18 protein-coding genes and 1 pseudogene are annotated in these 23,189 nt (G+C 69.4%); 18 read left to right on the top strand and 1 reads right to left on the bottom strand.

Features of this window, described 5'->3' with window-relative positions:
• The 14 genes and pseudogenes from GA0115254_RS10175 to GA0115254_RS10105 form a co-directional block, all read left to right on the top strand.
• Nucleotides 1-1,821 (top strand): peptidoglycan D,D-transpeptidase FtsI family protein (locus GA0115254_RS10175; protein ID WP_256102478.1); only part of this gene is annotated, 1,821 nt, incomplete at its 5' end.
• Nucleotides 1,822-1,839: 18 nt separating this feature from the next.
• On the top strand, nucleotides 1,840-3,567 hold the full coding sequence (locus GA0115254_RS10170) for a UDP-N-acetylmuramoyl-L-alanyl-D-glutamate--2,6-diaminopimelate ligase (RefSeq protein ID WP_093894952.1): 1,728 nt from the start codon (nucleotides 1,840-1,842) through the stop codon (nucleotides 3,565-3,567).
• 4 nt (nucleotides 3,568-3,571) lie between these two features.
• Nucleotides 3,572-4,978 (top strand): UDP-N-acetylmuramoyl-tripeptide--D-alanyl-D-alanine ligase, encoded by a 1,407-nt coding sequence (murF, locus tag GA0115254_RS10165; protein ID WP_093894951.1) that lies wholly within the window; start codon nucleotides 3,572-3,574, stop codon nucleotides 4,976-4,978.
• The gene (mraY, locus tag GA0115254_RS10160; RefSeq protein ID WP_093894950.1) at nucleotides 4,975-6,045 is read left to right on the top strand and encodes a phospho-N-acetylmuramoyl-pentapeptide-transferase; all 1,071 of its coding nucleotides are present in this window, start codon (nucleotides 4,975-4,977) and stop codon (nucleotides 6,043-6,045) included. The genes murF and mraY overlap by 4 nt, the downstream gene beginning before the upstream one ends.
• The gene (gene murD / locus GA0115254_RS10155) at nucleotides 6,042-7,469 is read left to right on the top strand and encodes a UDP-N-acetylmuramoyl-L-alanine--D-glutamate ligase (RefSeq protein ID WP_093894949.1); all 1,428 of its coding nucleotides are present in this window, start codon (nucleotides 6,042-6,044) and stop codon (nucleotides 7,467-7,469) included. Before mraY ends, murD begins: the two co-directional genes overlap by 4 nt.
• 113 nt (nucleotides 7,470-7,582) lie before the next feature.
• Nucleotides 7,583-9,027: pseudogene (gene ftsW, locus GA0115254_RS10150) on the top strand (putative lipid II flippase FtsW).
• A gap of 6 nt (nucleotides 9,028-9,033) precedes the next feature.
• The gene (murG, locus tag GA0115254_RS10145) at nucleotides 9,034-10,128 is read left to right on the top strand and encodes an undecaprenyldiphospho-muramoylpentapeptide beta-N-acetylglucosaminyltransferase (protein ID WP_093894948.1); all 1,095 of its coding nucleotides are present in this window, start codon (nucleotides 9,034-9,036) and stop codon (nucleotides 10,126-10,128) included.
• A gap of 51 nt (nucleotides 10,129-10,179) precedes the next feature.
• Nucleotides 10,180-10,974: a cell division protein FtsQ/DivIB gene (locus tag GA0115254_RS10140; protein ID WP_093894947.1), complete on the top strand. Its 795-nt coding sequence runs from the start codon at nucleotides 10,180-10,182 to the stop codon at nucleotides 10,972-10,974.
• 277 nt (nucleotides 10,975-11,251) lie between these two features.
• Entirely contained in the window at nucleotides 11,252-12,466 is a 1,215-nt protein-coding gene (gene ftsZ, locus GA0115254_RS10130) for a cell division protein FtsZ (RefSeq protein WP_093894945.1), read from the top strand.
• Nucleotides 12,463-13,212, top strand: coding sequence for a peptidoglycan editing factor PgeF (pgeF, locus tag GA0115254_RS10125; RefSeq protein ID WP_176740056.1), 750 nt, complete (start codon nucleotides 12,463-12,465; stop codon nucleotides 13,210-13,212). Before ftsZ ends, pgeF begins: the two co-directional genes overlap by 4 nt.
• A gap of 6 nt (nucleotides 13,213-13,218) precedes the next feature.
• Nucleotides 13,219-13,938, top strand: coding sequence for a YggS family pyridoxal phosphate-dependent enzyme (locus GA0115254_RS10120; RefSeq protein WP_093894943.1), 720 nt, complete (start codon nucleotides 13,219-13,221; stop codon nucleotides 13,936-13,938).
• Nucleotides 13,939-14,064: 126 nt separating this feature from the next.
• On the top strand, nucleotides 14,065-14,682 hold the full coding sequence (locus tag GA0115254_RS10115) for a cell division protein SepF (RefSeq protein ID WP_093894942.1): 618 nt from the start codon (nucleotides 14,065-14,067) through the stop codon (nucleotides 14,680-14,682).
• A 70-nt stretch (nucleotides 14,683-14,752) separates the two neighbouring features.
• A complete protein-coding gene (locus GA0115254_RS10110; protein ID WP_072483208.1) occupies nucleotides 14,753-15,037 on the top strand; it encodes a YggT family protein in 285 nt (94 codons plus the stop codon).
• Nucleotides 15,038-15,086: 49 nt separating this feature from the next.
• A complete protein-coding gene (locus tag GA0115254_RS10105; RefSeq protein ID WP_093894941.1) occupies nucleotides 15,087-16,229 on the top strand; it encodes a DivIVA domain-containing protein in 1,143 nt (380 codons plus the stop codon).
• Nucleotides 16,230-16,533: 304 nt separating this feature from the next.
• On the opposite strand, the gene ileS is transcribed toward GA0115254_RS10105, so the two are convergent.
• The gene (gene ileS, locus GA0115254_RS10100; RefSeq protein WP_093894940.1) at nucleotides 16,534-19,683 is read right to left on the bottom strand and encodes an isoleucine--tRNA ligase; all 3,150 of its coding nucleotides are present in this window, start codon (nucleotides 19,681-19,683) and stop codon (nucleotides 16,534-16,536) included.
• 566 nt (nucleotides 19,684-20,249) lie between these two features.
• Here ileS and GA0115254_RS10090 point away from each other — a divergent pair.
• Genes GA0115254_RS10090 through GA0115254_RS10075 form a run of 4 tightly spaced genes read left to right on the top strand, consistent with a single transcriptional unit; the run spans nucleotide 20,250 to nucleotide 23,167 of the window.
• Nucleotides 20,250-21,080: a TraR/DksA family transcriptional regulator gene (locus GA0115254_RS10090; RefSeq protein ID WP_093894939.1), complete on the top strand. Its 831-nt coding sequence runs from the start codon at nucleotides 20,250-20,252 to the stop codon at nucleotides 21,078-21,080.
• A gap of 58 nt (nucleotides 21,081-21,138) precedes the next feature.
• Nucleotides 21,139-21,729, top strand: a complete 591-nt coding sequence (gene lspA / locus GA0115254_RS10085; RefSeq protein WP_093894938.1) for a signal peptidase II — start codon at nucleotides 21,139-21,141, stop codon at nucleotides 21,727-21,729.
• Nucleotides 21,730-21,752: 23 nt separating this feature from the next.
• Nucleotides 21,753-22,694: an RluA family pseudouridine synthase gene (locus tag GA0115254_RS10080; protein ID WP_093894937.1), complete on the top strand. Its 942-nt coding sequence runs from the start codon at nucleotides 21,753-21,755 to the stop codon at nucleotides 22,692-22,694.
• On the top strand, nucleotides 22,691-23,167 hold the full coding sequence (locus GA0115254_RS10075) for a GNAT family N-acetyltransferase (RefSeq protein WP_093894936.1): 477 nt from the start codon (nucleotides 22,691-22,693) through the stop codon (nucleotides 23,165-23,167). Before GA0115254_RS10080 ends, GA0115254_RS10075 begins: the two co-directional genes overlap by 4 nt.
• The last annotated feature ends 22 nt before the right edge of the window (nucleotides 23,168-23,189 follow it).

Genomic DNA, 23,189 nt, shown 5'->3' with positions numbered 1-23,189 from the left:
GGCAGCCCGCGTCCCCGGCTGCGCCTGGTCAGTCTCGCCCTGACGCTCGTCATGCTGACGTTCGTCGTCCGGCTTCTCCAGGTCCAGGCCGTCGACGCCAACGCGTACGCGGCCAAGGCCAAGGAGAACCGCTACCTCAGCTACACGATCTCCGCCGAGCGCGGCGAGATCACCGACCGCAGCGGTATCGCGCTGGCCACCAGCGTCGACGCGTACGACATCACCGCCGACCCGTCGATGTTCACGCCGGAAATCAGCAAGGCCCCCGACGCGCCCCGGCAGGCGGCGGCGCTCCTCGCCCCGATCCTCGGCGCCGATGCCTCCGAGCTGACCGAGAAGCTGTCCAAGAAGGGCCGTTACACCGTCCTGGCCCGCCGCCAGACCCCGCAGGTCTGGAATCAGATCAAGGACCTCAAGTCCGTCTTCGCCGAGAAGGCCGCGAAGGACAAGGCGGCCGGCGGCGCCGGAGCCAATGTGCTGGCCGGGGTCTTCCAGGAGTCGACGACCAAGCGGGTCTACCCGAACGGAGACCTCGCCGCCGGGATACTGGGCTATGTCAATACCGACGGCAAGGGCGCAGGCGGCCTCGAATCGCAGCTGGACAAAGACCTCGCGGGCGAGGACGGCAAGATCAAGTACGCCCAGTCCGGAGGTCGGCGGGTACCCACCGCGGGCACCAAGGAGGTCCCGGCCGTCGCCGGGTCCGACGTCGAGCTGACCATCGACCGCGACATCCAGTGGGCCGCCCAGCAGGCCATCACCGACCAGGTGAAGAAGTCCAAGGCGGACCGTGGCTATGTGATCGTGCAGAACACCAGGACCGGCGAGGTCCTCGCCATGGCCAACGCACCCGGCTTCGACCCCAACGACCTCTCGAAGGCCGACGCGGCGTCGCTGGGAAACGCGGCGCTCCAGGACGTGTACGAGCCCGGCTCCACCAGCAAGGTCATGTCCATGGCCGCCGTGCTGGAGGAGGGGGCCGCCACCCCCGGTACCCATGTCACCGTCCCCAACCGGCTGCACCGGGGCGACCGGCTCTTCAAGGACGACATCGACCACCCCACCTGGTACCTGACGCTCAACGGCGTACTCGCCAAGTCGAGCAACATCGGCACGATCCTGGCCACCGGAGAACTCGGCAGGACGCAGGCCGAGGCCAACAAGGTCCTCTACTCCTACCTGCGCAAATTCGGGATCGGCTCGCCGACCGGTCTCGACTACCCGGGTGAGACCCCCGGCATCCTCGCCAAGCCCGAGGCCTGGTCGACCTCGCAGCAGTACACGATCCCGTTCGGCCAGGGCCTGTCGCTCAACGCCATGCAGGCCGCCTCCATCTACTCGACGATCGCCAACGGCGGGGTGCGCGTCGCGCCCACGCTGGTACGTGGCACCAAGGGGCCCGACGGCCACTTCCAGGCCACCGCCGCTCCCGAACGGACCCGGGTGGTCAGCGAGAAGACCGCCAAGTCGCTCGCCGCCATGCTGGAGTCGGTGGTCGGTGACGAGGAAGGCACCGGCACGAAGGCCAAGATCCCGGGCTACCGGGTGGCGGGCAAGACCGGTACGGCCAACCGGGTCGATCCGGTACGCGGCGGCTACCGCGGCTACACCGCGTCCTTCGCGGGCTTCGCACCCGCCGACAACCCGCAGATCACCGTCTACTGCGCGATCCAGAACCCGACCAAGGGCAGCTACTTCGGCGGCCAGATCTGCGGACCGATCTACAAGCGGGTCATGGAGTTCGCACTCAAGACCCTCCAGGCCCCACCGTCCGGCAGCAAGCCAGCCAGGCTGCCGGTGTCCTTCGAACCCGGCGAGTGAACACGGGGAAACCAGCCAGTGACAACCATCACCCCCGATCCCGGGAACCGGAACGGGAACCACCAGAGCTCCGCCCCCTCACTTCGCGAGAGGCCGGGTGGGCCCGGTACGCTCACCGCCGTGCCCCACGCTGATCAGTTCCAAACCACCCAGAAGGACGCCCCTGTGAACTACCCGGGAGCGCCCCGCCCGGATCGGCTCAGGCCGACGACGCTCGGCGAGCTGGCAGCCCGGCTGGGAGTCGAACCGCCGGGAACCGGCGAGGTCACCGGCATCACCCACGACTCGCGGGCGGTCCGCCCCGGTGATGTGTACGCGGCCCTGCCGGGCGCCCGCTTCCACGGCGCCGACTTCGCGGCCCAGGCTGCCGGCCTCGGCGCGGCGGCGATCCTCACCGACCCGGCCGGCGCCGAGCGCGCCGCCGCCACCGGACTGCCGGTGCTGGTCACCGGGGACCCACGCGGCCGGATGGGCGAACTCGCTGCCGAGATCTACGGACGGCCCGGCGCCGACCTCCTCCAGATCGGCATCACCGGAACCTCCGGTAAGACCACCACCGCTTACCTCATCGAGGGCGGCTTCCGGGGCGCCGGGCGTGCCACCGGGCTGATCGGCACCGTGGAGACACGGATCGGCGACGAGCGCATCAAGTCCGAGCGCACCACCCCCGAAGCCACCGACCTGCAGGCGCTGTTCGCCGTCATGCGCGAACGCGGCGTCGACTCGGTGACCATGGAGGTTTCGAGCCACGCCCTGGTGCTCGGCCGGGTCGACGGCTGCGTCTTCGACGTCGCGGTCTTCAACAACCTCAGTCCGGAGCACATGGAGTTCCACTCCGGAATGGAGGACTACTTCCAGGCCAAGGCACAGCTCTTCACCCCGCTGCGCAGCCGGCAGGGCGTCGTCAACTTCGATGACGAGTACGGCCGCAGGCTGGTCACCGAGGCCTCCGTCCCGGTCGTCACCTTCTCCGCCGAGGGCCACCCGGACGCCGACTGGTGTGCCGAGGACGTCGAAGTCGGGCCGCTGGGCTCCACCTTCACCGTCGTCGGCCCCAAGGGCGAGCGGATCGCCGCCAGGGCCCCGCTGCCCGGCCCGTTCAACGTCGCCAACACCCTTGCCGCGATCGTCACGCTCGCCGTCGCGGGCCTCGACCCGCAGACCGCAGCCGACGGTGTTGCCGCCGTTCCGGGCGTCCCCGGCCGCCTGGAACGCGTCGACGCCGGACAGCCGTACCTCGCGGTCGTCGACTACGCGCACAAGACCGACGCCGTCGAATCCGTGCTGCGCTCCCTGCGGAAGGTCACCGAGGGCAGGCTGCACATCGTCCTCGGCTGCGGCGGCGACCGCGACACCACCAAGCGCGGCCCGATGGGCGCCGCCGCGGCCCGCCTCGCCGACACTGCAGTACTGACGTCCGACAACCCCCGTTCCGAGGACCCCCTCGGAATCCTCGCCGCCATGCTCGCGGGCGCCGCCGAGGTGCCCGTCCACGAGCGGGGCGACGTCCTGGTCGACGCCGACCGGGCCGCCGCCATCGCAGCCGTGGTCGCCCGCGCCGAGCCCGGTGACACGGTGCTGATCGCCGGCAAGGGCCACGAGCAGGGCCAGGACATCCATGGCGTGGTACGCCCCTTCGACGACCGCGTGGTTCTGCGCGCGGCCATCGAGCGGTCCCTGGGGCGGAGCAGCACGGAGAGCGCCGCCCACCGCGCCCACACCCACGAGAACAACAGTCAGGGATGACCAAGTGATCGCCCTTTCCCTCGCCGAGATCGCCGAAATCGTCGGCGGGCAGTCGTACGACATACCGGATCCGGCAGTGACCGTCAGCGGGCCTGTCGTCATGGACTCCCGAGCGGTGAAGCAAGGCAGTCTGTTCGTCGCCTTCACAGGCGAGCGGGTCGACGGCCACGACTTCGCGCAGGGCGCCGTCGAGGCGGGCGCGGCAGCCGTGCTGGCCGCCCGCCCCGTCGGCGTTCCGGCGATCGTCGTCGACGACGTCGTGGCCGCGCTCGGCGCGCTCGCCCGCGCCGTCGTCGGCCGCCTCGGTACCACCGTCGTCGCCCTCACGGGCTCCGCGGGCAAGACCTCCACCAAGGACCTCATCGCCCAGCTTCTCGAACGCAAGGGGCCCACCGTCTACCCGGAGGGCAACCTCAACAACGAGATCGGCCTGCCGCTCACCGCACTGCGTGCCACCGAGGACACCCAGCACCTCGTCCTCGAAATGGGTGCACGTTACATCGGTGACATCTGTTACCTCACCGGCCTCGTCCCGCCGCGGATCGGCCTCGTCCTCAACGTCGGCACCGCGCACATCGGCGAGTTCGGCGGCCGCGAGCAGATTGCCAAGGCGAAGGGCGAGATGGTCGAAGCCCTGCCCGAGGACGGCCTCGCCGTACTCAACGCCGACGACCCGCTCGTGCGCGCCATGACCTCCCGTACGAAAGCCCGGGTGCTGCTCTTCGGTGAAGCCGCGGATGCGGACGTACGGGGAGAGAATGTCCGTCTCACCGACGACGGGCGCCCCACTTTCAAGCTCCACACACCCACCGGGTGCAGCGACGTGACCATGCGCCTGTACGGTGAGCACCACGTGTCGAACGCGCTCGCCGCGGCCGCCGTCGCCCATGAGTTGGGCCTGTCCGCAGACGAGATCGCCGAAGGGCTCTCCGAGGCGGGCACCCTCTCCCGCTGGCGCATGGAGGTCACCGAGCGTCCGGACGGCGTGACGTTCGTCAATGACGCCTACAACGCGAACCCCGAATCCATGAGAGCAGCGCTGCGCGCGCTGGCCGCCATGGGGAAGGGCCGGCGTACGTGGGCGGTGCTCGGCCCCATGGCCGAGCTCGGCGACGCCTCGCTCGCCGAGCACGACGCGGTCGGGCGGCTCGCCGTCCGACTCAACGTCAGCAAGCTCGTCGCAGTCGGGGGCAGAGAGGCCTCCTGGCTGCAACTGGGCGCATACAACGAGGGTTCGTGGGGTGAGGAGTCGGTGCACGTGTCCGACGCACAGGCTGCCGTCGACCTGTTGCGCAGTGAACTGCGCCCGGGAGACGTCGTGCTGGTGAAGGCGTCCCGGTCGGCCGGCCTGGAGAAGGTCGCCCAGGCACTGCTGGAGAACTCGACCGAGGGCGAGGTCGCCGGCCGATGAGGCAGATCCTCTTCGCGGGGGCCATCGGGCTCTTCCTGACCCTGGTCGGAACTCCGCTGCTGATCAAGCTGCTGGCCCGCAAGGGATACGGGCAGTTCATCCGGGACGACGGCCCGCGCACCCACGGGTCCAAGAAGGGCACGCCCACCATGGGCGGCATTGCCTTCATCCTGGCGACGATCATCGCGTATCTCGCGGCGAAGCTGATCACCGGCGAGGAGATGCGATTCTCCGGCGTGCTGGTGCTCTTCCTGATGGCCGGCATGGGCCTCGTGGGCTTCCTCGACGACTACATCAAGATCGTCAAGCAGCGTTCGCTGGGTCTGCGGGCCAAGGCGAAGATGGCCGGCCAGCTGATCGTGGGTATCGCCTTCGCGGTGCTCTCGCTCCAGTTCGCGGACAAGCAGGGCAACACCCCGGCCTCCGACAGGCTGTCGTTCGTCGCGGACTTCGGCTGGTCGATCGGCCCGGTGCTGTTCGTCGTCTGGGCGCTGTTCATGATCCTGGCCATGTCCAACGGTGTGAACCTGACGGACGGTCTGGACGGTCTGGCCACCGGCGCGTCGGTGATGGTCTTCGGCGCGTACACCTTCATCGGGCTGTGGCAGTTCCAGGAGTCCTGCGTCAACGCGGACACCCTGACCAACCCCAACGCCTGTTTCCAGGTACGCGATCCGCTCGACCTCGCGGTCGTCGCCTCCGCGCTGATGGGTGCCTGCTTCGGCTTCCTGTGGTGGAACACCTCGCCCGCCAAGATCTTCATGGGCGACACCGGTTCGCTGGCGCTCGGCGGCGCGCTCGCCGGCCTGGCGATCTGCTCCCGCACGGAGTTCCTGATGGCCATCCTCGGTGGTCTCTTCGTGATGATCACCATGTCCGTGGTCATCCAGGTCGGTTCCTTCAAGATGACCGGTAAGCGGGTCTTCCGGATGGCTCCGCTCCAGCACCACTTCGAACTCAAGGGGTGGTCCGAAGTCCTTGTCGTGGTCCGCTTCTGGATCATCCAGGGCATGTGCGTGATCGTCGGACTCGGTCTCTTCTACGCAGGATGGGCAGCCGAGAAGTGAGCAACCAGGACTGGCAGGGCAAGCGCGTCACCGTCGCGGGACTCGGGGTCTCCGGAATCCCGGCGGCCAAGGTGTTGCACGGCCTCGGGGCCGTCGTCACGGTGGTCAACGACGGGGACGACGAGCGTTCCCGTGCGCAGGCCGCGGAGCTGGAGGCGCAGGGCATCACCGTGCGCCTCGGCGACGGGGCGACCCTGCCCGAGTCCACCGAGCTCATCGTCACCACCCCCGGCTGGAAGCCCGACAAGCCGCTCTTCACCGCAGCCGCCGAGGCGGGCGTCCCGGTCTGGGGCGACGTCGAACTCGCCTGGCGGCTGCGCGGTCTGGACGGCAGGGAGCCCGCACCCTGGCTCGCGGTCACCGGCACCAACGGCAAGACCACGACCGTCCGGATGCTCGCCTCGATCCTGGAGGCGGCCGGGCTGCGCACCGCCGCCGTCGGCAACATCGGCGTCTCCCTCCTCGACGCCGTCCTCGGTGACGAGAAGTACGACGTACTCGCCGTCGAGCTGTCCAGCTACCAGCTGCACTGGGCGCCCTCGCTGCGCGCCCATTCCGCGGCCGTCCTCAACCTGGCCCCGGACCATCTCGACTGGCACGGCTCCATGGAGGCGTACGTCGCGGACAAGGGCCGGATCTACGAGGGCAACCGCGTCGCCTGCGTCTACAACGTGGCAGAGAAGGCAACCGAGGACCTGGTCCGCGAGGCCGACGTCGAGGAGGGCTGCCGCGCCATCGGCTTCACGCTGGCCGCACCGGGCCCGTCCCAACTGGGCGTCGTCGACGGCATCCTCGTCGACCGCGCCTTCGTGGCCAACCGGCAGAAGCAGGCCCAGGAGCTCGCCGAAGTCACCGACGTCAACCCGCCGGCCCCGCACAACATCGCCAACGCCCTGGCGGCCGCGGCCCTCGCCCGCGCCTTCGGCGTCGAGCCCGCGGCCGTACGGGACGGACTGCGGGCCTTCCGCCCCGACCCGCACCGTATCGAGCATGTCGCGGACGTGGCCGGGGTCGCGTACATCGACGACTCCAAGGCCACCAACACCCACGCTGCCGAGGCCTCCCTCGCGGCCTACGATCCGATCGTCTGGATCGCCGGCGGCCTCGCCAAGGGAGCCACCTTCGACGAGCTGGTGACCGGGGCCGCCGGGCGGCTGCGGGGCGTCGTACTGATCGGCCACGACCGGGCCCTGATCCGCGAAGCCCTCGCGCGACACGCCCCCGAGGTCCCGGTGGTCGACCTCGACCGGACCGACACTGGGGCGATGTCCGAGGCGGTCCGCGAGGCGGCACGGCTCGCCCGCCCGGGGGACACCGTACTGATGGCCCCGGCCTGCGCCTCGATGGATATGTTCGTCAATTACAACAAGCGGGGCGAGGCGTTCGCGGCCGCGGTCCGCGCACTCGCCGCCGAGAGCGACTGACGGGCCCGGCCCCGGCGCCGTACTGTCCCGGACGACCGGGTGCGGGCGGCCGCGCCACGGGCCCCGGCCCTCGGCAGCAGCCCCGGGCACGAGCAGTGGAGGGGACAGCGACAATGCCGGCCGAAGAGAGCTTCGCCGCGTTCCGTGGGGACCGCTCACGGGCCACTGCGGCGATCAGCCGGGCGCTCACCCCGCCCCTGCTCGCGGGTGCGAGCTCCCCGGCGCCCCTCGGCCCCGCCCTGCGGGTCCGGTCGGTCACCGGCTCCCGGCGCCCCTCGGCGCCACGCTCCAAGGGGCGTTCCGGCGGCCCCGGTCCCCCCGCGGCGGCGGTGTGCGGCGGATGTACGAGCAGGCACGCCGGGCCTGGGACCGCCCTCTGACCGCGTACTACCTGATCCTGGGCGCCGGCCTGCTGATCACCGTGCTCGGCCTGGTGATGGTCTACTCAGCCTCGATGATCAAGGCCCTGGAGCTGGACAAACCCGGCACGTACTTCTTCCGTAAACAGTTCCTCGCTGCCGTCATCGGCGCCGGACTGATGGCGCTCGCTGCCCGGATGCCCGCCAAACTGCACCGGGCGTTCGCCTATCCGCTGCTCATGGGAACCGTCTTCCTGATGGTGCTGGTCCAGGTGCCGGGGATAGGGATGTCGGTCAACGGCAACCAGAACTGGCTCTACCTGGGCGGCCCCTTCCAGCTCCAGCCCAGCGAGTTCGGGAAGCTCGCCCTGGTCCTGTGGGGCGCGGACCTGCTCGCCCGTAAACAGGACAAACGGCTGCTCACGCAGTGGAAACACATGCTCGTACCGCTTGTTCCGGTCGCCTTCATGCTCCTCGGGCTGATCATGCTCGGTGGCGACATGGGCACTGCGATCATTCTCACGGCGATCCTGTTCGGACTGCTCTGGCTGGCCGGGGCACCCACCCGGCTCTTCGCCGGAGTGCTCGCCTTCGCCGGAGTGATCGCCTTCGTGCTGATCAAGACCAGCCCGAACCGGATGTCCAGGCTCGCCTGCATCGGCGCCAGCGAACCCGGCCCGGGGGACTCCTGCTGGCAGGCCGTGCACGGCATCTATGCTCTGGCGTCCGGTGGATGGTTCGGTTCCGGGCTCGGTGCAAGTGTGGAAAAATGGGGCCAACTACCTGAACCGCACACCGACTTCATCTTCGCCATCACCGGGGAGGAACTGGGGTTGGCGGGGACGCTGTCGGTACTCGCCCTCTTCGCGGCTCTAGGCTATGCGGGTATCCGCGTGGCCGGACGCACGGAGGACCCCTTCGTGAGGTACGCCGCGGGAGGTGTGACCACCTGGATCACGGTGCAGGCCGTGATCAACATTGGTGCGGTGCTCGGCCTGCTGCCGATCGCCGGTGTCCCGCTCCCGCTGTTCTCCTACGGAGGATCGGCCCTGCTGCCGACCATGTTCGCCGTCGGGCTGCTGATCGCGTTCGCGCGAGAGGATCCCGCAGCGAAGGCGGCCCTGGCCATGCGGAGGCCCGGGGTGAGATGGAAGACGATGAGACGGCGCGTCAAGAAGCGTCCGTCCGGAGAGCGGTGAATTTCGGTGCATGTCGTACTCGCCGGTGGGGGGACCGCCGGCCACATCGAGCCCGCGCTTGCCCTCGCGGACGCCCTGCGCAGGCAGGACCCGACCGTGGGAATCACTGCCCTCGGCACGGAGCGCGGACTCGAGACCAGGCTCGTACCCGAGCGGGGGTACGAACTTGCCCTGATCCCGGCCGTGCCGCTGCCGCGCAAGCCCACCCCGGAACTGATCACCGTCCCGGGACGGCTGCGCGGCACCATCAAGGCCGCCGAGCAGGTCCTGGAACGCACCAGGGCGGACTGTGTGGTCGGCTTCGGTGGCTACGTCGCCCTGCCCGGCTACCTCGCCGCCAAGCGGGCCGGTGTGCCGATCGTCGTCCACGAGGCCAACGCCCGGCCGGGCCTGGCCAACAAGATCGGCTCCCGGTACGCCCACGGGGTCGCCGTCTCCACCCCCGACAGCAAGCTGCGTGGTGCCCGCTACATCGGCATTCCGCTCCGCCGGACCATCGCCACCCTGGACCGGGCCCGGGTCCGCCCCGAGGCGCGTGCCGCCTTCGGCCTCGACCCCAACCTGCCGACACTGCTGGTCTCCGGCGGCTCGCAGGGTGCCCGCCACCTCAACGAAGTGGTCCAGCGGGTCGCCCCGCTGCTGCAGCGCTCCGGAATCCAGATCCTGCACGTCGTCGGCCCGAAGAACGAATTGCCGCGCGTCGACAACATGCCCGGAATGCCGCCCTACATCCCGGTACCGTACGTGGACCGGATGGATCTCGCGTACGCGGCGGCTGACATGATGCTCTGCCGCGCGGGTGCGATGACCGTCGCCGAACTCTCCGCCGTCGGGCTCCCCGCCGCCTACGTACCGCTGCCCATCGGCAACGGCGAACAGCGGCTCAACGCCCAGCCGGTGGTCAACGCCGGCGGCGGTCTGCTGGTGGACGACGCGGCGCTCACCCCCGAGTGGGTGCAGGGCAACGTCCTTCCGGTGCTTGCGGATCCGCACCGGCTGTACGAGATGTCCCGCGCCGCCGCCGAGTTCGGCCGCCGGGACGCCGACGACCTGCTCGTCGGCATGGTGTACGAGGCGATTGCCGCACGCCGCAACGCGTGAGGCGGACGGGTCCGGGAGCGGTGGCCCCCGGACCCGGCGTAAGGAGCGAGCGTGGCCGGACCGACGACCGCCCAGCGCGGTGCAGTGAAGCAGGAGGACTCCTCGGCCCGCCCGCCGCGTCCGCGCCCCGGAGGTCGCAGATTGCCCAGCCGCACACAGCTGATCGTGATCGGTGTGCTCGTGCTGTTGCTCGCCTCCGGCGCCGTCTGGGCGCTCTACGGCTCCTCCTGGCTCCGGGCCGAACGGGTCAGGATCACCGGTGTCGACGTACTGACACCGGCCGAGGTGGAAGCTGCTGCGGCGGTGCCGATCGGGGCCCCGCTGATTTCCGTGGACACCGACGCCGTCGCCGACCGGTTGCGCCAGAAGTTGCCCCGTATCGACTCGGTGGATGTCGTGCGGTCATGGCCGCACGGAATCGGACTTAAGGTGATCGAACGGCAGCCGGTCCTGCTGGTGAAAAAGGGTGCAAAGTTCATTGAAGTGGACGCGAAGGGCGTGCGCTTCGCAACGGTGGACAAATCTCCCGGGCATGTACCGCTGCTGGAACTGACGCCAGGTCGGTCCGCGAGTCTGCGCCGCTTCGGCAGTGCCCGGCTGGTGCAGGAAGCGGTCCGGGTCGCGGGTGAACTTCCGGCCGGCGTCGCCAAGAACACCAAGGTCGTACGGGTCACCTCGTACGACTCGATCTCCCTGGAACTCACCCGGGGTCGCACGGTGCTCTGGGGCAGTGGTGAAGAAGGCCCGGTGAAGGCGAGAGTCCTCACCGCTCTCATGAAAGCCGCCCCCAAAGCGGGACACTTCGACGTGAGTGCACCCACCGCCCCTGCGGTGTCGGGCAGTTGACGCACATTTGGCCTGGCCAGCACCCTGGTTGGTCAGCGCTACGGGTGATCACATAGGGTGAAAAGAAAAACGGGAGGTTCGGCGTGTTCGTTGAACGTGCGCCACTTGTCGACTTAGTGTCCTGTTCGGAAGAGTCCATGAAGCAGACACACTGGTAACCCTAAACTTCAACGTTAGGGTTTGGGTCGGCGTTTCGGACCGTCCCAATCGGCATCCGTCGTCGCGGCGGTACTACCGCAAAGCGACGACACGTAACTCGAGGCGAGAGGCCTTCGACGTGGCAGCACCGCAGAACTACCTCGCAGTCATCAAGGTCATCGGTGTCGGCGGCGGTGGTGTCAATGCCATCAACCGAATGATCGAGGTCGGTCTCAAGGGCGTCGAGTTCATCGCGATCAACACTGATGCGCAAGCCCTGTTGATGAGCGACGCCGACGTCAAGCTCGACGTCGGCCGCGAACTCACCCGCGGCCTCGGCGCCGGGGCCAACCCGGCCGTCGGTCGCAAGGCGGCAGAGGACCACCGTGAGGAGATCGAGGAGGTCCTCAAGGGGGCCGACATGGTCTTCGTCACCGCCGGAGAGGGCGGCGGCACCGGCACCGGCGGCGCACCCGTCGTGGCCAACATCGCGCGCTCGCTCGGCGCCCTGACGATCGGCGTGGTCACCCGCCCGTTCACCTTCGAGGGCCGTCGACGCGCGAACCAGGCGGAGGACGGCATCGCCGAGCTCCGCGAAGAGGTCGACACCCTCATCGTCATTCCCAACGACCGACTGCTGTCCATCTCGGACCGCCAGGTCAGCGTGCTCGACGCGTTCAAGTCGGCCGACCAGGTACTGCTCTCGGGTGTCCAGGGCATCACCGACCTCATCACCACCCCGGGGCTGATCAACCTCGACTTCGCCGACGTCAAGTCGGTCATGTCCGAGGCCGGATCGGCGCTCATGGGCATCGGCTCGGCCCGCGGCGACGACCGCGCGGTGGCCGCGGCCGAGATGGCGATCTCCTCGCCGCTCCTGGAGGCGTCCATCGACGGCGCCCGCGGTGTCCTGCTCTCCATCTCCGGCGGCAGCGACCTCGGTCTCTTCGAGATCAACGAGGCGGCCCAGCTGGTGAGCGAGGCGGCGCACCCCGAGGCGAACATCATCTTCGGTGCGGTCATCGATGACGCACTGGGCGACGAAGTACGCGTCACCGTGATCGCAGCGGGCTTCGACGGCGGACAGCCGCCGGCCCGTCGCGAGAACGTCCTGGGCGCGAACGCCACCAAGCGTGAGGAGCCGGCCCCTCCGGTCCGCACTGCGGAGCCCGTGCGCCAGACCGGCGGACTGGGCTCCGTGCTGCCGCGCGAGGAGCCCCCGGTCCAGGCCGAGCCCGTTCCGGCGGCCGGCGAGAGTCATCTGCCCCCGGTCGCTCCGCCGCACATCCCGCCGGCCCGTCCCTACCAGGACTCCCAGGCCGAAGAGCTGGATGTTCCGGACTTCTTGAAGTGATAGGTCCGCACCACGCAGTGTCTTCAGTACCCTCGGGGGGCCGCGCGCACTTCGCCTTCACCGACAGGTGGGGCGGGGTGAGCGCCGCTCCGTACGAGGAGCTCAACCTCGGCGGCGCGGTCGGAGACGACCCCGCCGCCGTTCTGGCCAATCGGGAGCGTGCCGCGCGGGCCCTCGGTCTGGACCCGGCGCAGGTCGTCTGGATGAACCAGGTGCACGGGCGGGACGTCGCGGTCGTCGACGGCCCGTGGGGAGACGCTTCGGAGATCCCCGCAGTGGACGCGGTGGTGACCGCACGGCGCGGACTCCCGCTCGCCGTGCTCACCGCCGACTGCACCCCCGTACTGCTCGCCGACCCGGTCGCCGGGATCGCGGCGGCAGCGCACGCGGGCCGTCCCGGTCTGGTCGCCGGAGTCGTCCCCGCCGTGGTCGAGGCCATGATCGGGCTCGGCGCCGAGCCCTCCCGGATCATCGCCCGCACCGGACCGGCGGTCTGCGGACGGTGCTACGAAGTCCCGTCCCGGATGCGCGCCGAGGTCGCCGAGAGCGTCCCGGCCTCATGGTCCGAGACCAGTTGGGGCACCCCGGCTGTGGACGTCACCGCCGGGGTCCACGCCCAGCTCGAAGCCCTCGGGGTCCAGGACCGGCGCGCATCTGCGGTCTGCACCCTCGAATCGGGCGACCACTTCTCGTACCGCCGCGACCGCACCACCGGGCGGCTCGCCGGATATGTCTGGTTGGACTGATAGGGCATGACGGACCGTAAGACTCAACTCGCCGAAAATCTGGCCCGGGTGGAGGAACGCATTGCTTCCGCCTGTATCGCCGCCGGTCGCAAACGGGAAGAAGTGACCCTCATCGTGGTCACCAAGACCTACCCCGCGAGCGATGTGCGGATTCTGCATGAACTCGGTGTGCGTCATGTCGCAGAGAATCGTGACCAGGACGCGGCCCCCAAGGCGGCCGAATGTGCTGATCTGTCGCTCACATGGCACTTTGTCGGTCAATTGCAGACGAATAAGGTTCGTTCTGTGGCGAGTTATGCCGATGTTGTGCAGTCGGTGGATCGGACCAAACTGGTCACGGCTCTCTCGGCGGCGGCTGTGCGCGAGGGGCGCGAACTCGGCTGCCTCATCCAGGTCGCACTCGACGCGGAGAGCGGTGAGCGGGGTGACCGGGGCGGCGTCGCGCCGGACGGGATCGAGGAGTTGGCCGCCGCGGTCGAATCCGCGCCCGGGCTGCGGCTCGGTGGTCTGATGACCGTCGCACCGCTCGCCGGACCGTACGCGGGACGGCAACGCGCCGCCTTCGACCGGCTGATGGAATTCTCATCCCGCCTGCGCGGGAACCATCCGGCTGCGAACATGGTCTCCGCAGGGATGAGCGCGGACCTCGAGGAAGCGGTTGCGGCCGGAGCGACACATGTGCGCGTCGGTACGGCGGTACTCGGAGTCCGACCGAGGCTCGGGTAACGTCGCCAAGCAAGTCGGACCACAGCAGAAAATATGGTCATTCCCGCCTTTGGCGGGCAGGCCTCAGTGGATCGCGGGGCACTTGGTGACAGATGCCGATCCACCACAGAGCGGAGGACTCAGAGCATGGCCGGCGCGATGCGCAAGATGGCGGTCTACCTCGGCCTCGTGGAGGACGATGGGTACGACGGTCCGGGGTTCGACCCCGACGACGAATTCGAACCCGAGCCGGAGCCCGAGCGCGACCGGCGGCGGCACCAGCCCGCGCATCAGGTGGAGCGGGACCGGGAAAGGGACGAACCGGTACGAGTAGTGCAGCCTCCCGCGCAGCGGGAGCCGGTTCAGATCTCGGCGGAGAGGGAGCGACCCGCCCGAATCGCCCCCGTGGCATCCATCACACCTGAACGCCCGAACATGGAGAAGAACGCACCGGTGATCATGCCCAAGGTTGTGTCCGAGCGGGAGCCCTATCGGATCACCACGCTGCACCCCAGGACCTACAACGAGGCCCGTACCATCGGGGAACACTTCCGTGAGGGCACTCCGGTGATCATGAATCTCACGGAGATGGACGATACGGACGCAAAGCGACTTGTCGACTTTGCCGCAGGACTCGTCTTCGGTCTCCATGGCAGCATTGAGCGCGTGACGCAGAAGGTGTTCCTGTTGTCGCCTGCTAACGTCGATGTCACGGCGGAGGACAAGGCCCGCATTGCTGAGGGCGGATTCTTCAACCAGAGCTGAGAACACGGCACCAGGAACGACCCGGCCGTATGGCCGGAGCTACGAGAGCCAGGGGAGAGGGAAGCGCGAAATGGGCGTCGCACTGCAGGTTGTCTATATCGCGTTGATGTGTTTCCTCATCGTGCTGATCTTCCGGCTGGTCATGGACTACGTCTTCCAGTTCGCACGTTCATGGCAGCCAGGCAAGCCGATGGTGGTCATACTTGAGGCCACCTACACTGTCACGGATCCACCGCTCAAGCTTCTGCGGCGGTTCATCCCGCCGCTGCGTCTCGGGGGCGTGGCACTCGACCTGTCCTTCTTCGTTCTGATGATCATCGTCTACATCCTGATCAGCATCGTGATCAGGCTGTGAGCGATACGGTCTTGCCGACTGCCGACGACTACGTAGAGGTGAAGAAGAGATGCCGCTGACCCCCGAGGACGTGCGGAACAAGCAGTTCACGACCGTCCGTCTCCGAGAAGGCTATGACGAGGACGAGGTCGATGCCTTCCTCGACGAGGTCGAGTCCGAGCTGACCCGCCTGCTCCGTGAGAACGAGGACCTGCGCGCCAAGCTGGCCGCCGCCACGCGTGCCGCCGCGCAGAACCAGCAGCAGGGGATGCGCAAGCCGGAGCCGCAGGACCGGCCCGGGGCACCTGTGCCCGCCGCCATATCGGGTCCGCCGGTCCAGCAGCAGCCCCCGCAGATGGGTCCGCCCCAGCTGCCTGGTGGCGCTCCGCAGCTGCCCGCCGGTCCCAGCGGTCACGGTCCTGGTCCCCAGGGCCAGCACGGCCCCGGCCCGCAGGGCCCGCACGGCCCCGGTCCGATGCAGGGCGGTCCCATGGGTGGCCCGATGGGCGGCCCCATGGGCGGTCACGCCCCCCAGCAGCAGATGCAGCAGATGCAGCAGCCGCCGCAGATGCAGCAGCCCGGTCAGGGCCCCGGCGGCGACAGCGCCGCCCGTGTCCTCTCGCTCGCACAGCAGACCGCCGACCAGGCGATCGCGGAGGCCCGTTCCGAGGCCAACAAGATCGTCGGCGAGGCGCGCAGCCGCGCCGAGGGACTGGAGCGGGACGCGCGTGCCAAGGCGGACGCGCTGGAGCGGGACGCGCAGGAGAAGCACCGCGTGGCGATGGGCTCGCTGGAGTCGGCCCGCGCGACGCTGGAGCGCAAGGTCGAGGACCTGCGTGGCTTCGAGCGTGAGTACCGGACCCGGCTGAAGTCCTACCTGGAGAGCCAGCTGCGTCAGCTGGAGACCCAGGCCGACGACTCGCTGGCCCCGCCGCGGACCCCGGCGACCGCTTCGCTGCCGCCGTCGCCCTCGCTGGCTCCGGCCGGTGCGGGTGCCATGGGTCACACCATGGGCGGCAACCACGGCGGTCACGGCAACCCGCCGATGGGCGGCAACCCGTCCATGGGTGGTGGGCCCTCGTACGGCGGCCAGCAGCAGATGTCGCCGGCGATGACCCAGCCGATGGCGCCGGTGCGGCCGCAGGCGCCGCAGCCGATGCAGCAGGCTCCTTCGCCGATGCGCGGGTTCCTGATCGACGAGGACGACAACTGAGCCGGGTGCGCGCGATGAGCGCGTAGCCGTCGGCAGGCTGAGGGCCGGGCCCCGGGGTTTTCCCCGGGGCCCGGCCCTTTTGCCGTGGGCGTCGGCGGGGGTGTGCCCGGGACAGGGCTGCTCCCCGTCCCGTCCCGTAACCGGAGTTCCGCCCCGGACCCGCGCCTCAAACGCCGGCGAGGCTGAATCTGACGCCGCACCCGGCACGGTCAAGCCCCTCCGGCTACGGGAAGGGGCGGGTAGGGCAGAACGCCGGAGGCCCGCCCGGAACATGTGTTCCGGGCGGGCCTCCGATGGGCTTGGGCTACTGCTCCGTCTTGCGGAGGCGGAACGTCAGGGACAGGCCCTCGTCCTCGAACGGGGCACCGTATGCCTCGTCCGCCTCGCCCCGGGCGTAGTCCAGCGCCAGGACCTCGTCCGCGATCAGGGCCGCGTGTTCGGTCAGGGCTTCCACCGTGGCGGGGGAGGTGGATGTCCAGCGGACGGCGATGCGGTCCGCGACGTCCAGGCCGCTGTTCTTGCGGGCCTCCTGGATGAGGCGGATCGCGTCACGGGCGAGGCCCGCGCGCCGCAGTTCCGGTGTGATCTCCAGGTCCAGGGCGACCGTCGCGCCCGAGTCGGACGCCACCGACCAGCCCTCGCGCGGCGTCTCGGTGATGATCACCTCGTCGGGGGAGAGAGTGACCGTCTCACCGTCCACCTCGACCGACGCCGTGCCCTCGCGCAGGGCCAGCGAGAGGGCCGCCGCGTCGGCGTTCGCGACCGCCTTGGCCACCGCCTGGACGCCCTTGCCGAACCGCTTGCCGAGCGCACGGAAGTTCGCCTTCGCGGTGGTGTCGACCAGCGAACCGCCGACTTCGGAGAGCGAGGCCAGCGAGGAGACGTTCAGTTCCTCCGTGATCTGGGCGTGCAGCTCGGGGGAGAGCGTGTCGAAGCCCGACGCCGCGACCAGCGCCCGGGAGAGCGGCTGACGGGTCTTGACGCCCGACTCGGCGCGGGTGGCCCGGCCCAGCTCGACCAGGCGGCGAACCAGTGCCATCTGGGTGGAGAGCGTCGGGTCGATGACCGCGAGGTCCGCCTTCGGCCAGGCGGACAGGTGGACCGACTCGGGGGCGTCCGGGGTGACCGGAGCCACCAGGTCCTGCCAGACCCGCTCGGTGATGAACGGGGTGAGCGGGGCCATCAGCCGGGTCACCGTCTCGATGACCTCGTGCAGGGTGCGCAGGGCCGCCTTGTCGCCCTGCCAGAAGCGGCGGCGCGAGCGGCGTACGTACCAGTTGGACAGGTCGTCGACGAACGCGGACAGGAGCTTGCCTGCGCGCTGGGTGTCGTAACCCTCCAGAGCCTGTGTGACCTGGTCCACCAGCGCGTTCAGCTCGCTCAGCAGCCAGCGGTCCAGGACCGTGCGGTCCGCAGGGGCCGGGTCGGCCGAGGACGGCGCCCAGTCCGACGTACGGGCGTACAGGGCCTGGAAGGCGACCGTGTTCCAGTACGTCAGGAGGGTCTTGCGGACGACCTCCTGGATCGTGTTGTGGCCGACGCGGCGCGCCGCCCACGGGGAGCCGCCCGCCGCCATGAACCAGCGCACCGCGTCGGCGCCGTGCTGATCCATGAGGGGGATCGGCTGAAGGATGTTCCCGAGGTGCTTGGACATCTTGCGGCCGTCCTCGGCGAGGATGTGGCCCAGGCAGACCACGTTCTCGTAGGAGGACTTGTCGAAGACCAGGGTGCCGACCGCCATCAGCGTGTAGAACCAGCCGCGGGTCTGGTCGATGGCCTCCGAGATGAACTGCGCCGGGTAGCGGCTCTCGAAGATCTCCTTGTTCTTGTACGGGTAGCCCCACTGCGCGAACGGCATCGAGCCCGAGTCGTACCAGGCGTCGATGACCTCCGGGACGCGGTACGCCTCCAGCTGGCAGTTCTCGTGCGAGCAGGTGAACGTGATCTCGTCGATGAACGGGCGGTGCGGGTCGAGACCGGAGAGGTCGGTGCCGGTGAGCTCGCTCAGCTCGGCGCGCGAGCCGACGCAGGTGAGGTGGCTGTCCTCGCAGCGCCAGATCGGCAGCGGGGTGCCCCAGTAGCGGTTACGGGACAGCGCCCAGTCGACGTTGTTGTTCAGCCAGTCACCGAAGCGGCCGTTCTTGACCGAGTCGGGGAACCAGTTGGTCTTCTCGTTCTCTTCGAGCAGCCGGTCCTTGATGGCGGTCGTACGGATGTACCAGGACGGCTGCGCGTAGTAGAGCAGCGCGGTGTGGCAGCGCCAGCAGTGCGGGTAGCTGTGCTCGTAGGGGACGTGCCGGAAGAGCTTGCCGCGGGCGGCCAGGTCCTCGGTGAGCGCCTCGTCGGCCTTCTTGAAGAAGACGCCGCCGACCAGCGGCAGATTCTCCTCGAAGGTGCCGTCGGGGCGGACCGGGTTCACGACCGGGAGGCCGTAGGCGCGGCAGACGACGAGGTCGTCGGCGCCGAAGGCCGGGGACTGGTGGACCAGACCCGTACCGTCCTCGGTCGTCACGTACTCGGCGTTGACCACGTAATGGGCCTCCGCCGGGAAGTCGACGAGGGTGAACGGGCGCTCGTACGTCCAGCGCTCCATCTCGCGGCCGGTGAAGGTCTGGCCGGTGGTGTCCCAGCCCTCGCCCAGCGCCTTCTCGACGAGCGGCTGCGCGACGAGGAGCTTCTCCTCGCCGTTGGTCGCGACGACGTAGGTGACGTCGGGGTGCGCGGCGACGGCGGTGTTGGAGACCAGGGTCCAGGGGGTGGTCGTCCAGACGAGGAGCGAGGCATCGCCGGCCAGCGGGCCGGAGGTGAGGGGGAAGCGTACGAAGACCGACGGGTCGACCACGGTCTCGTAACCCTGCGCCAGCTCGTGGTCGGAGAGGCCGGTGCCGCAGCGGGGGCACCAAGGGGCGACACGGTGGTCCTGGACCAGCAGACCCTTGTTGAAGATCTCCTTCAGGGACCACCACACCGACTCGACGTACTCGGGGTCCATCGTGCGGTAGGCGTCGTCGAGGTCGACCCAGTAGCCCATCCTGGTCGTGAGCTCGGTGAACGCGTCGGTGTGGCGGGTCACGGACTCGCGGCACCTGGCGTTGAACTCGGCGATGCCGTACGCCTCGATGTCCTTCTTGCCGTTGAAGCCCAGCTCCTTCTCGACCGCGAGCTCGACCGGCAGTCCGTGGCAGTCCCAGCCGGCCTTGCGGCCGACGTGGTAGCCCTGCATGGTGCGGAAGCGGGGGAAGACGTCCTTGAAGACGCGCGCCTCGATGTGGTGGGCGCCGGGCATACCGTTGGCGGTGGGCGGGCCCTCGTAGAAGACCCACTCGGGACGGCCCTCGGACTGTTCGAGGCTCTTGGCGAAGACCTTGCTCTCGCGCCAGAAATCGAGCACGGCGTGCTCCAGCGCGGGCAGGTCGACCTGGGCGGGTACCTGGCGGTACTGCGGCGATGTCATGGGCGGACTTCCTCCGGCGGACGTTTTCCACTTCCGTCGGAGGGACGAGAGCCTCATCGACTCCCGCGGTACCACCCTCCTTGGCCCCGGGTGTGCACCCGTGGCCCCCTCATTGGGGTCGCGATGCCGGTTCTACTCGCCTTGCGCCCGTGGGCGGAGCCCACTGTCCAAAGCTTTCTTCCGACGGCTCCGGGTGATCTTCACGACGCGCTCGCCCCCGGGCTCGCACCGTCCCCGGGTCGCTCCTGGCTGCGTACGACGCTACTCGTCCCATCCACGCCTCTCGCTGAGGCCAGTGTACGGGCCCGTACGGGCGACGGCCGACCGGTTTAACCCGTGGGGCGGGGCGTGACCCGAATGGGCAGACGGGGATGTACGGAGTCCGGGCGGGGGCCTGGAGGCGGATTACCCGGCGGGGAGCTGGGCACAACGGATTCAGGCGCGTCGGTATCCGGACACGGGGAGGGGCGATTCGGCGGCGTGCCCCGTTGCCGCGGGGCTGGGGTCGATTTATCGTCCCAGCACGATTCGCGTGCAAGATCACAATATGTGAAGGGGCCGCGGCCATGGTGGCGAAGAAGACCGCCGCAAAGAAGTCGGCGTCGGCGAGATCCACGGGTGCGGCGGCCGGGAGGACAAGCGGAAAGGCAGGTGCGGAGGGCGGTTCGCAGACGGGTGCGGAGACGGCGGATGCGGAGACCGTTCCCGAGGCCGGCCCGACGGCAGCGGCCATGAAGAAGGCGGCTGCGAAGAAGACCGCAGCCCGGAAGCGGGCGGCGCCCGCCGAGCACGCGGCGCAGGCCAAGAAGGCACCTGAGAAGAAGAGCGCGGCCAAGAAGGCTTCGAAGAAGGCCGCTGCGGCGGCCACGGTGGCGGCCGAGGCCGCCGAGCAGACGGGAGCCCACACGGTGGTAGCCAAGAAGAGCGCGGCCCGGACCCGCACGGCCGGCAAGGGCGCGGCGCCCGTGCCCACGGCCCGTGGAGTCGCCACGACAGCCCCCGGCGAGCTGGCGGTCCGGCCGGGTGAGGACCCCTGGACGCCGGAAGAGGTCGAAGAGGCACGGGCCGTGCTGAGCAGCGAGATCATGCGGCTGCGCAGTGAGCTGGAGGCCGCGAGCGCCGCACTTGCCGGGCTGATGCGCGACTCCGGCGACGGGGCGGGTGACGACGAGGCGGACACCGGCACCAAGAACATCACCCGCGAGCACGAGATGTCGCTCGCCGCCAACGCCCAGGAGATGCTGGACCAGACCGAGCGGGCCCTGGCGCGGCTCGACGCCGGAACGTACGGACTGTGCGAGGTATGCGGCAATCCGATCGGCAAGGCGCGGATGCAGGCGTTCCCCCGCGCCACGCTCTGCGTCGAGGACAAACAGAAGCAGGAGCGCCGCGGTTGATCCGTGGCCGTGTGTCGTACCCTCGTCCTCAGTCAGGAACCTAGGTTGAGGGACTCACGTGGCAGAGGCGGAGCGCATCATCGGTACGCCGGACATCCCCGATGCTGAGGGGACCGAAGGGGACGAGGCCGAGAGCCGGGTCGAGGAGACGGTCCCGAGCAGGGGCAAGCGGAAGATCATGGTGCTCTTCGCCGTGGCCGTCTTCGCTTATCTGCTCGACCTGATCAGCAAGATGATCGTGGTCGCGAAGCTGGAACACCATCCGCCGGTCGAGATCCTCGGCGACTGGCTGAAGCTCGACGCGATCCGTAACGCGGGCGCCGCGTTCGGCATCGGTGAGGCCTTCACGATCATCTTCACCTTCATCGCGTCGACCGTCATCGTCGTGATCGCCCGCCTCGCCCGCAAGCTCTACAGCCTGCCGTGGGCCATCGCGCTCGGCCTGCTGCTCGGCGGTGCGCTCGGCAACCTCACCGACCGCATCTTCCGCGCTCCCGGCACCTTCGAGGGCGCGGTGGTGGACTTCATCGCCCCCGCGCACTTCGCCGTCTTCAACCTCGCCGACTCCGCGATCGTCTGCGGCGGCATCCTGATCGTGATCCTTTCCTTCAAGGGCCTGGACCCCGACGGGACCGTGCACAAGGACTAGCGGGCGCAAGGCATACTCGACAGGTGAGTACGTATCCCGAGGTCCGCACCCTGCCCGTACCCGACGGCCTGGAGGGCGAGCGCGTCGACGCCGCCATTTCCCGGATGTTCGGTTTCTCCCGCACCCGGGCCGCCGACCTGGCCGCTGCCGGGAAGGTGCAGGTGGACGGCGCGGTGGTCGGGAAGTCCGAGCGGGTACGGGGCGGCGCCTGGCTGGAAGTGGAGATGCCGCAGGCACCCGCTCCGGTGCAGATCGTCGCCGAGCCCGTCGAGGGCATGGAGATCGTGCACGACGACGACGACATCGTCGTGATCGTGAAGCCGGTCGGGGTCGCTGCCCACCCGAGCCCCGGCTGGACCGGCACGACCGTCATCGGTGGTCTCGCCGCGGCCGGGTACCGCATCTCGACATCCGGCGCCGCCGAGCGCCAGGGCATCGTCCACCGCCTCGACGTCGGCACCTCCGGCCTGATGGTCGTCGCCAAGTCCGAGCGGGCCTACACCCTGCTGAAGGCGCAGTTCCGCGACCGGGTCGTCGTGAAGAAGTACCACGCGCTGGTACAGGGCCACCCGGACCCGATGAGCGGCACCATCGACGCCCCCATCGGGCGCCACCCCAACCTCGACTACAAGTGGGCCGTCACGGCCGAGGGCAAGCCCTCCGTGACGCACTACGACCTCATCGAGGCCTACCGGGCCGCCAGCCTCCTGGACATCAAGCTGGAGACGGGCCGCACCCACCAGATCCGGGTGCACATGTCGGCCCACCGCCACCCCTGCGTCGGTGACCTCACCTACGGCGCCGACCCGACGATGGCCAAGCGCCTCGGTCTGACGAGGCAGTGGCTGCACGCCGTCCGGCTCGGCTTCGAGCACCCGTCCGACGGCAGCTGGGTGGAGTTCTCCAGCAACTACCCGGACGACCTCCAGCAGGCCCTGGACAAGATCGCGGCGGAGAGCGAGTGACCGGCACGTCCGCCCCGTACACCACCCGTACCGTCGTCGACGAGCAGGACCGCGCCGCCTGTTTCCAAGTCCGCAAGGACGTTTTCGTCGGCGAGCAGAAGGTGCCCGAGGAGATCGAGTACGACGCCTACGACGCCGACGCGGTGCATGTGATCGCCGTCGCGGCGGACGGTTCCGCGCTCGGCACCGGGCGGCTGCTGCACGGACCGGCCGCCGTCGCCAAGACCGGCGGCGACCTCACCGTGGGCTCGCTCGGCAGGCTGGCGGTGACCAAGCAGGCGCGCGGTCTCGGCGTCGGCGCGGCGCTGGTCCGGGCCATTGAGGATGCGGCTCGTGAGCTCGGTCTGGCCGCCGTCGATCTGCACGCCCAGACCCATGCGCTCGGTTTCTACGAGCGGCTCGGGTATGTGACGTACGGCCCCGAATTCCCGGATGCCGGGATCGCCCACCGGGCGATGCGCCGCGCTCTGTAGCAGGCGAACGAGTGCCGGGTGC

The organism is Streptomyces sp. Ncost-T10-10d (assembly GCF_900091955.1).
In the GTDB taxonomy this organism is placed as follows: Bacteria; Actinomycetota; Actinomycetes; order Streptomycetales; family Streptomycetaceae; genus Streptomyces.
Note: the sequence above shows the minus strand (reverse complement) of the source record. Positions and strands in the feature narration are given on the sequence as shown.

Coding starts and splice junctions, on each gene's coding strand:
- ileS (WP_093894940.1), bottom strand. CDS start 19,683: ATGACATCGCCGCAGTACCGCCAGGTACCCGCCCAGGTCGACCTGCCC.
- GA0115254_RS10115 (WP_093894942.1), top strand. CDS start 14,065: ATGGCCGGCGCGATGCGCAAGATGGCGGTCTACCTCGGCCTCGTGGAG.
- GA0115254_RS10105 (WP_093894941.1), top strand. CDS start 15,087: ATGCCGCTGACCCCCGAGGACGTGCGGAACAAGCAGTTCACGACCGTC.
- GA0115254_RS10120 (WP_093894943.1), top strand. CDS start 13,219: ATGACGGACCGTAAGACTCAACTCGCCGAAAATCTGGCCCGGGTGGAG.
- mraY (WP_093894950.1), top strand. CDS start 4,975: ATGAGGCAGATCCTCTTCGCGGGGGCCATCGGGCTCTTCCTGACCCTG.
- GA0115254_RS10090 (WP_093894939.1), top strand. CDS start 20,250: ATGGTGGCGAAGAAGACCGCCGCAAAGAAGTCGGCGTCGGCGAGATCC.
- GA0115254_RS10110 (WP_072483208.1), top strand. CDS start 14,753: ATGGGCGTCGCACTGCAGGTTGTCTATATCGCGTTGATGTGTTTCCTC.